The organism is Alcaligenes sp. GCM10023179 (assembly GCF_042653705.1).
In the GTDB taxonomy this organism is placed as follows: domain Bacteria; phylum Pseudomonadota; class Gammaproteobacteria; order Burkholderiales; family Burkholderiaceae_B; genus Alcaligenes; species Alcaligenes phenolicus.
The window spans coordinates 1978517-1992711 of record NZ_JBHSIQ010000001.1 but is presented as its reverse complement, the minus strand read 5'-3'; the positions used below and the strand labels follow the sequence as shown (position 1 = coordinate 1992711).

The window sequence follows — 14195 nt, the reverse complement described above, 5'->3', positions numbered from 1 at the left end:
TAAAAGAACATAAGATCGTACCTTTGGCCGCCTTGTCTCTTTAGGGAGCAAGGCGGTTTTTTTTTAGCTAAGTACTTGAAATATCGGGAACTAGCCTCATCTCCTCTTATGTAGGCGACCGAGCCCACGCCTTCCATTGCAGCAGGGCTCAGCAAAGGAAAAATGGAGATCAAGCATGGCAAATAATTTGACACGTTTTAATCCCTTTGGTGATCTGGCAGGCCTGGACACGTGGCGAGATATTGAAGACATCTTCCGACGCGTTCCTGTTGTCGGCTCCCTGGCCGGAAATACACCGCCCGCCATTCGTCTGGATGTCAGCGAGAGCGAAGAGGCCTATCAAGTCAGCGCGGAAGTGCCAGGTATCAACAAGGAAGACGTGCATGTCAGCGTTGAAGGCAATGTGGTTTCTATCCGAGTGGAAAGCCGTCGGACTCAGGAAGAAAAGGACGGCGATACGGTCTTGCGCAGTGAACGCTATTACGGGGTGCAGACACGTCGTTTCAGCCTGGCTCAGGACATTGATGAAGCCCAGGCAAGCGCAAAATGTGAAAACGGCGTTCTGGAGTTGATTCTGCCCAAGAAAAAGAGTGGGGCAGGGGCCAAGAAGCTGGAAATCCGCTAAAAAGCATGCTCGAAGAAAACCGCGCCTACAAGGCGCGGTTTTCTTTCAGGCGCGGGAACTATTTGTGTCCCACTTCCAGAATGGAACACAAGCCCGCTGTGGGGATACGGCGTATCAAGCGCAAACCAGCCTGCTCAAATAAAGCTTCAAATTCCGCCAGGGTTCGTTCACGGCTGTCTTCCAGCACACACATGGTGATCAGATCCAGCAATTTACCGCCATCTGGCTGATTATTCGGCTCGATGACGCTTTCCAGAATCAGAATGCGACCATTTTCAGACATACCGCGTTTGCAGTTACGCAGGATGGTGATGCCTCGCTCATCGCTCCAGTCATGAATGATCATCTGCAGAAGATAAATATCGCCGGCTGGGCAGCTCTCGAAGAAATCGCCGCTGACCAGTTTCCAGCGTTCAGGCTGATTCAAGTTTGGAAGCACCGAATTATCCAGTACCTGGGCCTGATCGAACAAAATCCCGTAGGCGCTGGGGTTCTGTTGCAGAATCAATAGCAGTAAACCACCAATACCACCGCCCACATCCACCACCGTAGCGCCTTCTGGAACATCGATCTGTTCGATCAGCAGATGATTAGAGGCCATGGACAGCCCGGCGACACCTTGATGGAAAACATCATGAATGGCCTTGTCCTCCCAGTGTTCAAAAAAACCATGTCCAAAGCGCTCGCGGAAAATGGGGGTGCCGGCCGCCGCCTTGGCCAGATCTCCGGCGCAGTGCAAAAATGCGGCGTCTGTCAGCATCAGGGCCGCATCTTTCAGCCGGGTAGGGGAGTCAGACAGCATTTGCTTACCCAGTTCGTCCAACTGATAGGTATCTACCGGCTGTTCCCTAAAGACTCGATTGGCACACAAGACACGCAAGATACGCTGTAAATGAATGCCTTGGGTATGGGTCAAGCGAGCCAGCTCGTCAATCGTCTTGGACCCGTTTCTCAGATGATCGGCCAGCCCTAACTGGGCAGCAGCCCGTACCGAGGTTGAAATGGAATACGCCATGATCAGATTGAGCAACTCAACCCCACTATCTTGCCCCTGGCTTAAATCTTGGCTGCGTTCGGAAGTATCAGAAAATTTTGTCATCTCCATCCCTTTAAAAAAAGGCCGATCACCATGAAAGCGAATCGGCCTTTGAGGAAACGAAATTAATTCATCAGAACAAGTCACTAATATGCACTTGTTCTGGATCAGGAAATGAAAAAGAAATTAAGGGTTATTGTTCTGGATCATATAAGTCAAAGAGCTTGCCAATAATGCACGGGTTCCAATTTTCAATGAATTCTCGTCAATCAGGAATTCGGGTGAATGATTTGCCGCTCCAGGTTTATCGGCATACGGCGTAGCGTTAAGACGCCAAAAAACCAGAGGGATGTCTTTGGCAAAAACACCTACATCCTCAGACACCATAGCTGGAGATGTTTCGCGTACTCCGGCACCGTCAGCGGCTAGCTCGAAGGCAGGTAACAGCATCGCCGTCGTAGCAGGATCACTGATGGTAATGGGATACCCGCTGTTGATCTTCACTGTCGCGCTGACATCGTGGTTGGCCGCAATGTTCTCGGCATAGCGCTTGACCAGATCCTTGGCGATAAGCTGGTTGCTGGGTGAGTAGGAGCGGATAGTACCTTCAAGAACCGCGGTATCTGGCAAGACATTGCCTTTAAAGCCGCTTTGCAGCTTGCCTACAGAAACAACGGTTGTACCGGTACCCGGATTGGTACGCTGCGCAATGATGTTATTTAAAGAAACCACAATTTCGGCTGCAGCCGTCAAAGGCGAGGTGGCTCTCCAAGGAGCGGAACCATGTCCCCCTTCACCTTGCAAAGAGATATTGAAACCATCGCCGCTAGCCAGCATGACTCCTTCGCGGTAGCCAATCTCCTTGGGGGGGAAAACCGGCGCCAATATGCTGGGCCATGATCACATCCACCTTGGGCGACTCCATGACACCTGCATCCATCATGACGCGCGCACCTGTGGGCCCTCCAGGTGTCGGATTGCCTTCCTCGGCGGGTTGAAAGATCAGGACAATCGTGCCGGGTAAATCGGCACGTATGTCGGACAACACCTGGGCAGCCCCCAGTAGCATGGCCATGTGAGTATCGTGACCGCAGGCATGAGAAATGGGAACATCCTGGCCTTGCCATGACCCTCTGGCAGTGGACTTGAAGGGTAGATCGTTGATTTCTTCGACTGGCAAGGCATCCATATCCGCCCGCAAGGCGACGACCGGACCGGGCTGTCCACCCGTCAATACGGCCTTGATGCCTGCTGTTTGACCCACTCCGGTCTGAATGACATAGCCAGGCATGGTGTCCAGTGCTGCCTTGATGTAGGCGGCCGTGTTGTGTTCCTGGAAGGACAACTCGGGATTCTGGTGAAGATGGCGGCGCCAGCTGATGATCTGCGGCTCCAGCAAATCTGCTTTCTGCAAAGCCTGATCAATCAGAGTAGGGGTAGTGGGCTGAGCAATGGCAAGACCTGAAACGAAACAACTGACAGCAAACAAACCTAAGCGAAATGGATGCGTCATAAGACTTCTTCCTTTCATGGTTAAAGGTCTGCCGATAATAGCACCTCTATAAAAAATTTAATTTCAAGAAAAAATAAAACAGGAAAATAAATAAATTTTATTTTTAATGATTAACTGCCTAATTTAAAATAAGGATCCCGTAAAATGGATTTATTCCAAAAAAGAATTCATTAACAATCAAAAAAAATGAAATCGTGTTCAGATTTCAAGAATGAGTTCGCTATGCTCCAGCAAGAAAAAACCGGCCACTGCAACAGTGAGCCGGTTTTTTTGGGCAACGTATCGGAGCAGGATGGGCAAGGCATACCCATCTCAAGCCCCAAAAGCCATCAAGGTTTCTTGTTGTCGATCATGTAGGTCAGCGAGCTGGCCACCAAGGCACGCGTACCGATACGCAGTGCTTTCTCGTCAATCATGAACTCGGGTGAATGGTTGGGAGCGCCAGGCTTGTCCGCATAAGGCGAGGCATTCAAGCGCCAGAACACCAGTGGAATGTTCTTGGAGAAGGCCCCAAAGTCTTCCGAACCCATGCCTGGCGGCACTTCCTTGGCACCTACACCATCAGTAGCCTGATTCAGGGCAGGGCTGACAAGCTGAGTCACCGCAGGATCGCTGATCAGAACTTCATAACCTGTATCGATTTTCACCGTGGATTTCAAACCATGGCTATTGGCAATGTTCTGCGCATAGAGCTTGATCAAATCATGGGCCGTGGCTTGGTTCATCTTGGACAAGGAGCGGACCGTGCCGGAAATATGAGCACTTTCAGGCAGCACGTTAGGGCGATTGCCGCTTTGCAAGGACCCCACAGTGACGACAGTCGTCCCATCCAGAGGGTTGGTGCGCTGAGCGATGATGTTATTCAAGGCTGTTACGGTTTCCGCCGCGGCGACTACGGGGGAACTAGCACTCCAGGGAGAAGAGCCATGACCGCCTTTACCGTCCAGCGTAATGGTAAACACATCACCACTGGCCATAATGCTGCCCTGACGATAGCCTATGCTACCTGCCGGGAAAGCCGGACCAATATGTTGACCCATGATCACATCCACTTTGGGCTTGTCCAGCACTCCTTCTTTCATCATGGCGTTGGCGCCGCTAAGCGGCGTACCAGGGCCTTGCTCCTCGGCAGGCTGGAACAACAGGACCACTGTGCCCGGCAACTGGTCACGCATATCGGAAAAGACTTTTGCCGCTCCCAGCAACATGGCGACATGGGTGTCATGGCCGCAAGCATGGGATACAGGCACCTCTTTGCCTTGCCATTGCCCCTTGGCGGTGGACTTGAAAGGCAAGTCATTCCGTTCCAGCACAGGCAGGGCATCCATATCTGCCCGCAAGGCGACAACCGGGCCCGGCTTGCCGCCTTTCAAAACGGCCTTGATCCCGGTTTGAGCAATGCCGGTTTGAATTTCATAACCGGGCATGGTCTCCAGAGCAGCCTTGATATAGGCCGCTGTATTGTGTTCCTGATAGGACAACTCCGGATTCTGGTGAATATGGCGGCGCCATTCGATGACTTGCTGTTCAAGGGCATCCGCTTTGCTCAAGGCTTGATCTACAAGTCCCGAGCTGGCTTGAGCCATGGCGGTGCCAGCCATCAAACAACTAGCCGCAAGCAGACTCAGGCGAAATGAAAATGTCATTGTGCTCCTCTCTCTTTTTGTAGTCGTAGAGGGCCGATCATAGTGCCTAAACAATCAGTATCCAAAGTAGTGTTTATCCTGCCTTATGTAACCGGCTGTCTGGCGTAGTGGCCTGGCGTCTCTCCCATCTGATCCTTGAAGAAAGCTATAAAAGCACTGTCGCTGGCAAACCCAAGATCAAACGCAATCTTGGTCACGGCATCACCCGTAGACAACTGCTCAATGGATTTGAGCAGCCGCCATTGCTGTCGCCACTGCTGATAACTCATGCCAGTGTCACGCTTGAACAAGCGGCTGATCGTCTTTTCTCCTGCCCCCAGATATTCCGCCAGCACATGCAAGGCGGGCGGCAAAGTATCGATAGGTATGCGCTTTAAGCGCGTATCTTGCGGCAAGGGCAAAAACAGGGCTTGATCCGGCGCACGGTGCAGCTCATTCAATAGAAGTTGCATCATATGCAGGCCGGGAGGCCGGTCCCAATCCTCATCCAGATCCGCCTTGGCTATGCGGTCCAGCACGGCTGTCAACAGATCATTCGCTGCCAGAATCTGCACCTGTTCGGGCAGGCCCGGGTAATGCTCCGGGTCCAGATAGACAGAGCGGTACTCCACCTGTTCGCTCATGCGGGCCTGATGTGGAAGCAAGGCTGGAATCCAGATCAAACGCCCCGGTGGCAGCAAGCACAGTTGCTGATCCAGCGTTACGCTGATGCAGCCACTACGGGTGTACAAAATCTGCCCCCAAGGATGTTGGTGCAGACCGGAATCGTGTTGCGCCAGTTGCGCCGCAATACCCAGGGCATGACGTCCCGTCAGATCCGGAAAAGGATCATTAGCATCTAAAAAAGGCATGATTGTCCGATTTCATGGGTTTTTTATCAGAATACTTGTAATAGAAAAATCCAGCCAGACTTACGCTGATTCTTTTTTCCTAATTCAGTGTGGTTTGCATGTCTCGTTTCCTATTCTTGATGATCGCCTTGATCATGTTTCCGCAGGTGGTGGAAACCGCCTATAGCCCGGCTTTACCCCTGATCGCCGACAGTTACTCCGTGTCGGCCAGCCGCGCCGGGCAGACCTTATCGGTCTACTTCATAGCCTTTGCCGCAGGCGTGCTGTTCTGGGGCTGGCTATGCGACAAGGCCGGGCGTCGGCCCGCTGTTCTGGCCGGTTTGACGGTTTATGGCCTGGGCTGCCTGCTGGCTGTGTTCAGCCCCAGCTTCGGTGTTTTGCTGGCTGCCCGCATGATCAGTGCATTTGGAGCGGCGGTCGGCTCGATCGGTGTACAAACCATGTTGCGCGATCGTTACCAGGCAGAAGATCTGGCCAGGATCTTTGGCACCATAGGTGCCGCTCTGGCATTAAGCCCCTTGTTAGGTTTGGCAATGGGCGTCGCTCTGACAACAAGCGCAAGCCTCATGCCAGTCTTTCTGGGACTGTTCGCGTTGGCCTTGATCTTGTTTGCCGCTTGCCTGTTTCAGCTTCCTGAAACCCGTCCGCTTCAACACAGCCAGGCCAGCATGGTGAATGTGCTGTTCCGCTTGCTGCGTGACCCGGCAATTTGGCAGTCCGCCATGCTGGTGGCTCTGTTCAACGTCACGATTTTTTCCTTTTACCAATGGGCACCTTTCCTGCTGGAAGGCCTGGGCTCCGATAACCGTCCCATGATGGTGGCCGGCCTTTTACTGGCTGCCGGAACCTTTATGGGCGCTTTTCTGAATCGCCGCTGGCTGGCGGCAGGACACCGTGCCCGGCATTTGGTGTGGCGGGGGATTTTGATTTTGGCCGTGGCGGCTACCGGCCTGGAGTTGGCGGGAACACATCTGATTTTCCTGCTGCCGGCCATGTTGCTGGCATTGGCCTACGCCATCGCCATCCCCAATCTTTTGTCGGCTGCCTTGCAGGACTATCGCTCGGTGGCAGGGAAGGCAGGTGCTGTCTTTGGCTTGATGTACAGCCTGTTGCTAGGCATCGGTTTGGCCTTGTCGGCCTGGTGGGGAAATCTGGCTGACGTGACTGTTGTTTGTGCTGTGCTGGCCGCTATTTGTCTGGCCTTGCCCCTGAAAAAGGCTTGAGAAAAACCCTGATACGCCATTCGTAAGCCGCCTCATCATAGGGTATATACCAATACATATGTATTGACATAGATTAAGCCAAATCACCATAATCCTTCATGTTTAAAGCAATTGAAGAGTGTGCCTGACAAACACTCAGCTTGAACATTTATCCAAAAGGAGAGGATGACATGGTGGAACAGGGGGTTATGGGCAATCCGCTCGACAAGGCCAAGCCACGCGGCACAGTGGCCTTGCTCATGCTGTTGATGGCCGTGATGGGCGAAATGTGCCTGGCGGCCGACTTTTACGGCTTTGCAGCTGTTATCAAAATTGTCTCGGCAGACCTGTCACTGAGCCCCGCGCAAGCCGGGCTGGTGCAGGGTGCTTTCGGTGTCTCGTTTGCACTGGGCATGTTGTTCTGGGCACCACGTGGTCGCTCCATGAGCTCGGCCCGTTTGTACCTGATTGGCTTGGGTGGCAGCGGCTTGCTGATGCTGCTGCAGACTCAGGCACAGGATTTCACGCAGCTATTTTTACTGCGTCTGGTTGTGGGCTTTTTTGACTCTGCAGTCTGGGTCGGGTCCATGAAAATCGTCATGCAGTGGTTTGCGCCACGCCGCCAGGGTCTGGTGCTGGGCATTATTCTGGCCGCCTATTCGCTGGCCATTACCCTGGACTTTGCCTTGGGTTTGCCTTACGCCATGGCCCATGGCTGGCGTGCTTTCTTCCTGGTCCTGGGCGGGCTGACCTTAAGTGCCTGTTTAATCACGCAGCTGGTGGTACGCGCCGGTCCTTATCAAGATCCACACGACAAGATCAAAACCGATGCCGGTGTGTTGCGCTCCATTGCCGCACGCCCCTGGATCTGGGTAGGCATTCTGGCCATTTTTGGGGCTTTGTTCTCGGTTGCGGCAACCGCGACCTGGCTGATTCCAGCGCTGATTGATGTGCAGAAAATGGCCCCCGAACAGGCTCCCTTGTTCGGCACCATCATGGGCTTGTCCCAAGTCTTCTTCCTGATTCTGGGCGGTTATGTCAGCGATCGCTTCACCCGTGTTGGGGTAATGCGTGTGGGCATGTGGTTGACCATTCTGGCAGCCAGCGCCTGTGTTCTGGTTGCCTGGCAGGCATTGCCCTACAGCGGCCTGCTGATCGTGGCCATTCTTTGCGGCGTAGGGGTCTTTCATGGTGGCGCCATTTTCAGCTACGTGGGGGAGCGCTATGGCGTGAACCTGGGCCCTAGCGCTGCTGGCTATGCCGAAATGGGCGGTGTGTTCGCCACCTTTGTCGCGCCGTCCCTGCTGGGCCTCTTGCTGAGCCTGACTGGTTCCTACATCTGGGCCTTTGGCAGCTTCCTGGCGGTGGAAGTGCTGGTTTTCATCGGTTTCCTCCTATTGAATCGCTTGCCTTCGGCGCAGGCGGAATAAGCAATGAACAAACTTGTTTTCGATCCAGCAGACCTGGAGCAATACCGGCTCCAGGCCTCGGTGGCTGATTTTGACGCTGAGATGGCCACCTACAAGCAGGCCAGTGAACGGGCTCGTGTAGCCCTGGAAGCCTGTTTCAGCACCCACGCCTATGGCGATGACCCGACAGAAAAACTGGATATCTATGCCGCCAGCCAGGCTGGCGCCCCGGTTTACCTGTTCATTCATGGGGGCTACTGGCGCATGTTGTCCAAGGATGACTCGGCCATGATGGCGCAAAGCCTGCATGCCGCCGGTGCCACGGTGATTTGCCTGGACTATGGCTTGGCTCCGGCTTACCGCCTGCCGCAGATCGTGGCGCAATGCGAACGCGCCTTGCAGTGGGTCCACGCGCACGCGACGCAATTTAATGGCGACCCGCAACGTATTCATATTAGTGGCAGCTCGGCAGGGGGCCACTTAAGCGGCATGTTGCTGGCGGCCGATACCCGACGTGAACAGCGTCTGATCCACAGCGCCAGCATTATCAGCGGCGTCATGGATTTGCATCCCCTCTTGCAGACCGCCGTGAATGACTGGCTGCAGCTGAACCAAGAACAAGCCCAACGCTATAGCCCGGCCTTGCACCCACCAGCAAGGGGAACGCCCGTGCTGGTGGCCTGGGGGGCACTGGAACCTGCCGTCATGCAAGAACAAAGCCGTCACTACGCCCGCCAATGCGAGCTGGCGGGCTGCGTGGTGCAAAGCATGGCCGTGCCAAACCGTAATCATTTCAACGTCTTGATGGATCTGGAGCAGAGCGACAGCGCATTGACGCTAGCCGTGTTGCAGACCATGAATCGTCATACCCAGGAGGAGAAACTATGACACAAGCAACTTCCCACTCCATCCAAACCGCGTGCTTTGAGCCCCGCCGTCTGGGCCACGTCAACCTGTGGGTTGACGAACTGCAACGCGGTGAAGATTTTTACAGTCAGGTCTGCGGCCTGAAAGTGGAGTTTACCGAACCGGATCTGGTAGCGACCTTTTTGGGCACCGGCCACACGCCCCATGATCTGGGCATGATGGAAACGACTAAAGGCGTGAACCGGTATGGCCGTGACGGTCTGCTGCAACTGCCCGGCACAATTGGGCTGAAGCCCGGTCTGAATCACCTTGCCTGGGAGCTGGAAAACGAAGCTGAACTGGTTGCCGGCTGGAAGCGCGCAAAAGAGCAGGGGCGCGACATTGACATGACAGTGGACCATCAGGTTGCCCATAGCGTCTATATGTTTGACCCCGATGGCAACTACAACGAGTTCTACTGCGACACCATTAAAGACTGGCGCAGCGTACTGGGTGGCCCTATGGAATTACTGACCAGTCGCTGGGATCCTGAAGGTCAGGAGCCTTTTACCGAAGGCCGTTACGACTCCGACCCGGTTCTGGAAACAGTGACCGACGCCCCGGTCCAACCACGCCGCGTCACCCATGCCGTGCTGCGTACCGCTCAGTTGGACGCCATGCGCCGCTTTTACACCGAAGTCGGCGGCCTGGAAGTGGTTTATGAAAACGAGCAGGTTGTCTACTTGCGTGCTGGTCTGGCCAATTATGATTACAGCCTGATCCTGGTACGTGATGAAGAAGCCTCCTTCTCGCATGGCAGTTTCGAGCTGGCCGGCGTCCAGGATCTGGAACAAACACTGGAGCGCCTGAAAGCCCAGAACATCACACCCGTTCACAACGTGAACCTGCCCTGGAAGCGCGCTTTCTTCTTGCGTGACCCGGATGGTCTGCTCAGCGAGTGGTACGTAACTCTGGCTGGCGAACGTGTTCTGGATAGCAATCACTCTTTGCCTTTGTGGGCGCAAGTTTAAGGAAACCAGCATGTCCGATAAAAAACTAAGTGCCTTGATTGCAGGCGGTGGCCTGGGTGGTTTGGCAACCGCCGCCGCTTTGGCTCAACGCGGCTGGGATGTCACTGTGCTGGAGCGCCAGTCTGAATTGCGCGCCAATGGCTCCGGTATTTATATCTGGGAAAACGGCCTGCGCGTTCTCAAAGCCCTGGGAGCGTACGAACAAGCGATTGAAGGCGCTTTCTACGGTAGTCACTTTGAGCAGCGCGATCTGAATAACGAGGTCATTGATTGCGGCCCCACACCGCCCGATCGCCGTCTGATTACCGTGATGCGCTCGCAACTGCTGAAATCCCTGGAGCAAGCGGGCAAACGCGCCGGCGTAAAGGTACGCACGAATGTGGAAGTCATCGCCGCCAGCGCACGCGGCGAAGTTCAACTGGCCTCGGGCGAGCGTTTACGTGCCGATCTGGTCGTGGGTGCTGATGGCATCTGGTCCCGTATCCGCCAATCTCTCGGTCTGGAACTGGTGCACGAGCAAACCCGCGAAGGGGCCTTGCGTACCATGATCACCCGCAAGCCAGACGACACTCCGGAGCAAGACGCTCAAAAATACATCGAGAACTGGAACGGTCTGCATCGCTTGCTGATTACGCCCGTCAGCGAAACCCAAACCTATCTGGCCTTAACGTGCCCGTACGACGATGTGCGTGCCAGCAATATCCAGATCGACAAGGAATACTGGTCTGCCTTGTTCCCACACTGGGCACACTTGATTGAACGCACAGATGGCCCGGTCAGTTGGGGTCGTTACAGTGTGACGCGCTGCAAAACCTGGTCCAGTGGCCGTGCCGCGATTTTGGGCGACGCCGCCCACGCTCAACCGCCGAACCTGGGGCAGGGTGGGGGCATGGCCATGCAAAATGGCCTGGCTTTGGCCACGTTCCTGGAAAAGGTGCAGGATGCCCGCGATATCCCCGAAGCCCTGGAAGCCTGGGAAAACAACGAGCGCGAGATTGTAGAGCACTGCCAGAAGTGGTCCTGTCTATATGGTGAGATCAGCGCCTTGCCCGATGCCGTGCGTACTCAGGTCGTGCGTTCTGCCATGGCCAATCCCTGGAGCTACGCGCAGATTTTCCGCGCTGCCAGTCACACGCCTACGGGAACCGTCCAGGCAGAGCTCTGCTAGTATACTGACGGTCCGCTTGTCGCTCCGATTTCATGGAGCGACAAGCGCAGGATTGACTCTCCCAAGGCATTATGAGCAAAACTCCCGTCTCCATCCCTGACAGCAGCGTAGAAACCAATCTGGCCTTCCAGATGGCCAACATTATCTACAAGTTGGACCAAACGCTAAGATCGACCACCCTGCGTGAACACAATATGACCTATGTGCACTTTCGGGTCTTGCAGTACCTGTGGGATAAGGACGGGCGCAGCATCGGGGAAATTGCCAAGGCCATCGTGGTACATCAGCCGGTCCTGAGCCGGGTGATTGACCAAATGGAAGAACGCGAATTGGTGCAGCGCCGCACGGACGAAAACGACAGCCGCTATATGCGTGTGTACCTGAGCGAAACGGGCCGTGAGCGCTATGCGCAAGTCTGGCCCGCCGCCAAAGAAATGATTGATGATGCTCTGTCGGTGCTCACTCCGAATGAGCGCGAGGATTTGGGCCGTATGCTGCGCAATGTCGCCGCCCATCTGGCGACCTGAGTCGCGCTTTAAGTCTTGGCCTGGCCCGGTAAATTGGCCCGAATCAAACGGCCCGCAATGGAGTCTGTATGGGGCAGATCGGGCAGGGCGTCACCCGGGCCAAACCAGCGCGCGTCATTGATTTCGTCAGCTTGAATGCGCAAATCACCCCCGGCGTACTCGGCGGTATAAGCCACCATTAAAGAATGTGGGAAAGGCCAGGACTGACTGCCGAAATACTGAATATTGTCCACGCGCAGCCCCACTTCCTCCATAACCTCACGGTGAATGGCTTCTTCCAGGTTTTCACCGGCTTCCACAAACCCGGCCAGAGCCGTGTAGCGCGCCGTCGCGTAAGTGGAGTGACTGGCCAACAAGATACGGTCCTTGTCGCGGATCAGTACCATCATGGCCGGGGAGATGCGGGGATAGGCCGAGAAACCACAAGAGGTGCAGCGAAAGCACAGTTCATGCTTCACACGCTCCATGGTCGAACCGCACACACCACAGTAACGATGGCTGCGCGCCCATTCCGAAACTTGAAAAGCCCGATTCACCATACTGGCTTGATCTCCCAACTGCGACAGCACGCCGCGCAAGTGACGGAAGGTAAAGCCATCCGGAGCCGGGGTCTCGGCCGCTACGTGGCAGGCAAAATCCTGACAATCGTCACCTGGAAAAAGAGCATGCCATTGCGCCGGCGCTAAATCCAGTGCGGGTTTGGCAGGAATCAAGGCTTGTCCTTCCTGGCTGCTGACCAATATTTCATTTCCACGAAAAATGAAATTCATGTGTTTTCTGTCCTTTAATAAGCCGCCTAAGAGCAGCACAGCGCTGGCTATTGTACGGGAAGGACGGAGGCAGAAAAAAGCGGAGAAAAACCCAAGGGGCCGAGCAGGGCATTCAGACAGCGGCCAGAAAAAACCGCCGTTTTAAAACCAGAAACACAACTGTCAAAAAGGTGACGTGTTACCTGGCCTTGTCGAGAAAATCCCAGGACAAAACCGGCAAGCCACCTAATTAGCAGACAGATAATTAAGCATGAATTTATTTAAAACCAGTGATTCGTTTTTAAACTTTTAAAACCGGATTAATTATTTATAAAAACCATTTCTTATTTTTGTTTTATTTTTTTTATTTTAAAATCGCTATTTTATTTTTATATATTAAGGCAGCTTATAAAGCGTCTGTATTTATTCCTGGCTTCACTAGACCACTTTCAGAAAAAATAGCCCTAGGGAGTTTGAGGATGATCAGAAAAGTCCACAAAAAAACCGCCTGGCCTGAGCAAGACGGTTTTCTTGAAAAAACCGCATAAAACCTGAGGTTTCACGCGGTTTAAGCAGACAGCACCTGCTGAAAAAAATACTGGCAGGCAGAAAATAAGGAACTGGCTGGTTTACTCGATGTTTTGGGTCTGTTCGCGCAGTTGCTCAATACATAGCTTCAAGTCGATAGAGGCGCGCGTCATGTCCATGCTGCCTGCCTTGGAACCCAAGGTATTGGCCTCACGGTTCATCTCTTGGAACAGGAAGTCCAAACGCTTGCCAGTGCTGCCTTGGCGCGTGCTTTTCTTGTTGGACGACACGCTGGTATCACCGTTAAGAATCAGTTCCAGCTCGGTCAAATGCGAACGCAAGCGGGCAATTTCCTCGGCCACATCGATACGCAGAGAGAAAACAGCCGCTTCCTGGGCGACGCGGGCAGACAGCTCTTCGCCCGAAATCAGGGCAAAACCGTCCGGGCTGGCTTGCAACAAGGCGTCATGCAAGCGAGTGGCAATCTTGTTCTTCTGCTCCGTCAGAATAGAAGGCAAGTGCTGCTCAACCTCGTCCACAATGGCGCTCATGTCCTGGCGAATATCCAGCATGGCTTGTGCCAGCCGCTGGCCTTCACGCTCTCGGGTCGCCTGAAAATCCTGCAGGGCCGCCTCGAAAGCCTGGCTGATCATGGGCAGCCAGATTTCGGGGTCCATGCCTGAATTATTGCCGCTTTGGTTGCTCAGCAAGGTATGCAGCTCGGGCGCAGGCAGATCGGGAATGGCGACGCGTGCCACTTGCAGCATTTGTGCTGTGCGTTCCACCGCCTCCATATCCAGGCTACGTTGCTGATCCGTGCCGCTACGGGCAAAGTTGACCCGCAATTCCAGCTTGCCACGCTGTACACCCTGGGCGGCCAGCTCGCGCAGCAGATTCTCCGCAAAACGCAGTTCCTCGGGCAAACGCAGATTCAGGTCCAGAAAGCGGTTGTTGACGCTGCGCATCTCGATATTGATGGTGCCTGCTTCGGACTCGGCCTTGGCGCTGCCAAACGCGGTCATGCTACGGATCATGGGTGGGTCACTTTAAGAATGGAATAAAGC

At 54.4% G+C, this 14195-nt stretch carries 14 protein-coding genes; 7 read left to right on the top strand and 7 right to left on the bottom strand.

Annotated features, from left to right (window positions below; genetic code table 11):
- The first annotated feature begins 175 nt into the window (after positions 1-175).
- The gene (locus ACFPDR_RS09020; RefSeq protein ID WP_035273170.1) at positions 176-625 is read left to right on the top strand and encodes an Hsp20/alpha crystallin family protein; all 450 of its coding nucleotides are present in this window, start codon (positions 176-178) and stop codon (positions 623-625) included.
- A 58-nt stretch (positions 626-683) separates the two neighbouring features.
- Here the strand turns inward: ACFPDR_RS09020 and ACFPDR_RS09015 are convergent, their stop codons facing one another.
- The 5 genes from ACFPDR_RS09015 to ACFPDR_RS08995 form a co-directional block, all read right to left on the bottom strand.
- Positions 684-1724, bottom strand: coding sequence for a methyltransferase (locus ACFPDR_RS09015; protein WP_376911027.1), 1041 nt, complete (start codon positions 1722-1724; stop codon positions 684-686).
- Positions 1725-1847: 123 nt separating this feature from the next.
- Positions 1848-2498 (bottom strand): M20 metallopeptidase family protein, encoded by a 651-nt coding sequence (locus ACFPDR_RS09010; protein ID WP_376911026.1) that lies wholly within the window; start codon positions 2496-2498, stop codon positions 1848-1850.
- Complete coding sequence (locus tag ACFPDR_RS09005) at positions 2488-3174, bottom strand: M20 metallopeptidase family protein (protein WP_376911025.1); 687 nt, start codon at positions 3172-3174, stop codon at positions 2488-2490. The genes ACFPDR_RS09010 and ACFPDR_RS09005 overlap by 11 nt, the downstream gene beginning before the upstream one ends.
- A 329-nt stretch (positions 3175-3503) precedes the next feature.
- On the bottom strand, positions 3504-4820 hold the full coding sequence (locus ACFPDR_RS09000) for a M20 metallopeptidase family protein (RefSeq protein WP_035273728.1): 1317 nt from the start codon (positions 4818-4820) through the stop codon (positions 3504-3506).
- A gap of 83 nt (positions 4821-4903) precedes the next feature.
- Positions 4904-5671 carry an AraC family transcriptional regulator gene (locus ACFPDR_RS08995; protein WP_035273725.1) on the bottom strand — a complete coding sequence of 256 codons (768 nt, stop codon included), beginning with the start codon at positions 5669-5671 and terminating at the stop codon, positions 4904-4906.
- Positions 5672-5769: 98 nt separating this feature from the next.
- Here ACFPDR_RS08995 and ACFPDR_RS08990 point away from each other — a divergent pair, with 98 nt between their 5' ends.
- The 6 genes from ACFPDR_RS08990 (at position 5770) to ACFPDR_RS08965 (ending at position 11854) form a co-directional block, all read left to right on the top strand.
- Entirely contained in the window at positions 5770-6894 is a 1125-nt protein-coding gene (locus tag ACFPDR_RS08990; protein WP_247966822.1) for an MFS transporter, read from the top strand.
- Positions 6895-7064: 170 nt separating this feature from the next.
- Entirely contained in the window at positions 7065-8303 is a 1239-nt protein-coding gene (locus ACFPDR_RS08985) for an MFS transporter (protein WP_035273719.1), read from the top strand.
- 3 nt (positions 8304-8306) lie between these two features.
- The gene (locus ACFPDR_RS08980; protein WP_376911024.1) at positions 8307-9170 is read left to right on the top strand and encodes an alpha/beta hydrolase; all 864 of its coding nucleotides are present in this window, start codon (positions 8307-8309) and stop codon (positions 9168-9170) included.
- Positions 9167-10159, top strand: a complete 993-nt coding sequence (locus ACFPDR_RS08975; RefSeq protein ID WP_376911023.1) for a VOC family protein — start codon at positions 9167-9169, stop codon at positions 10157-10159. The genes ACFPDR_RS08980 and ACFPDR_RS08975 overlap by 4 nt, the downstream gene beginning before the upstream one ends.
- Before the next feature lie 10 nt (positions 10160-10169).
- Positions 10170-11327, top strand: a complete 1158-nt coding sequence (locus ACFPDR_RS08970; RefSeq protein WP_376911022.1) for an FAD-dependent oxidoreductase — start codon at positions 10170-10172, stop codon at positions 11325-11327.
- Between the two features lie 71 nt (positions 11328-11398).
- Entirely contained in the window at positions 11399-11854 is a 456-nt protein-coding gene (locus ACFPDR_RS08965) for a MarR family winged helix-turn-helix transcriptional regulator (RefSeq protein ID WP_376911021.1), read from the top strand.
- 8 nt (positions 11855-11862) lie between these two features.
- On the opposite strand, the gene nudC is transcribed toward ACFPDR_RS08965, so the two are convergent.
- Both nudC and ACFPDR_RS08955 read right to left on the bottom strand, forming a co-directional pair.
- Positions 11863-12624 carry an NAD(+) diphosphatase gene (nudC, locus tag ACFPDR_RS08960; protein WP_254003190.1) on the bottom strand — a complete coding sequence of 254 codons (762 nt, stop codon included), beginning with the start codon at positions 12622-12624 and terminating at the stop codon, positions 11863-11865.
- A 608-nt stretch (positions 12625-13232) separates the two neighbouring features.
- A complete protein-coding gene (locus ACFPDR_RS08955; protein ID WP_009453903.1) occupies positions 13233-14165 on the bottom strand; it encodes a YicC/YloC family endoribonuclease in 933 nt (310 codons plus the stop codon).
- Between the last annotated feature and the right edge of the window lie 30 nt (positions 14166-14195).

Coding starts and splice junctions, on each gene's coding strand:
- ACFPDR_RS08985 (WP_035273719.1), top strand. CDS start 7,065: ATGGTGGAACAGGGGGTTATGGGCAATCCGCTCGACAAGGCCAAGCCA.
- nudC (WP_254003190.1), bottom strand. CDS start 12,624: ATGAATTTCATTTTTCGTGGAAATGAAATATTGGTCAGCAGCCAGGAA.
- ACFPDR_RS09015 (WP_376911027.1), bottom strand. CDS start 1,724: ATGACAAAATTTTCTGATACTTCCGAACGCAGCCAAGATTTAAGCCAG.
- ACFPDR_RS09000 (WP_035273728.1), bottom strand. CDS start 4,820: ATGACATTTTCATTTCGCCTGAGTCTGCTTGCGGCTAGTTGTTTGATG.
- ACFPDR_RS08980 (WP_376911024.1), top strand. CDS start 8,307: ATGAACAAACTTGTTTTCGATCCAGCAGACCTGGAGCAATACCGGCTC.
- ACFPDR_RS08965 (WP_376911021.1), top strand. CDS start 11,399: ATGAGCAAAACTCCCGTCTCCATCCCTGACAGCAGCGTAGAAACCAAT.
- ACFPDR_RS08955 (WP_009453903.1), bottom strand. CDS start 14,165: ATGATCCGTAGCATGACCGCGTTTGGCAGCGCCAAGGCCGAGTCCGAA.
- ACFPDR_RS09010 (WP_376911026.1), bottom strand. CDS start 2,498: ATGCTGGCTAGCGGCGATGGTTTCAATATCTCTTTGCAAGGTGAAGGG.
- ACFPDR_RS08995 (WP_035273725.1), bottom strand. CDS start 5,671: ATGCCTTTTTTAGATGCTAATGATCCTTTTCCGGATCTGACGGGACGT.
- ACFPDR_RS08975 (WP_376911023.1), top strand. CDS start 9,167: ATGACACAAGCAACTTCCCACTCCATCCAAACCGCGTGCTTTGAGCCC.
- ACFPDR_RS08970 (WP_376911022.1), top strand. CDS start 10,170: ATGTCCGATAAAAAACTAAGTGCCTTGATTGCAGGCGGTGGCCTGGGT.
- ACFPDR_RS09005 (WP_376911025.1), bottom strand. CDS start 3,174: ATGACGCATCCATTTCGCTTAGGTTTGTTTGCTGTCAGTTGTTTCGTT.
- ACFPDR_RS08990 (WP_247966822.1), top strand. CDS start 5,770: ATGTCTCGTTTCCTATTCTTGATGATCGCCTTGATCATGTTTCCGCAG.
- ACFPDR_RS09020 (WP_035273170.1), top strand. CDS start 176: ATGGCAAATAATTTGACACGTTTTAATCCCTTTGGTGATCTGGCAGGC.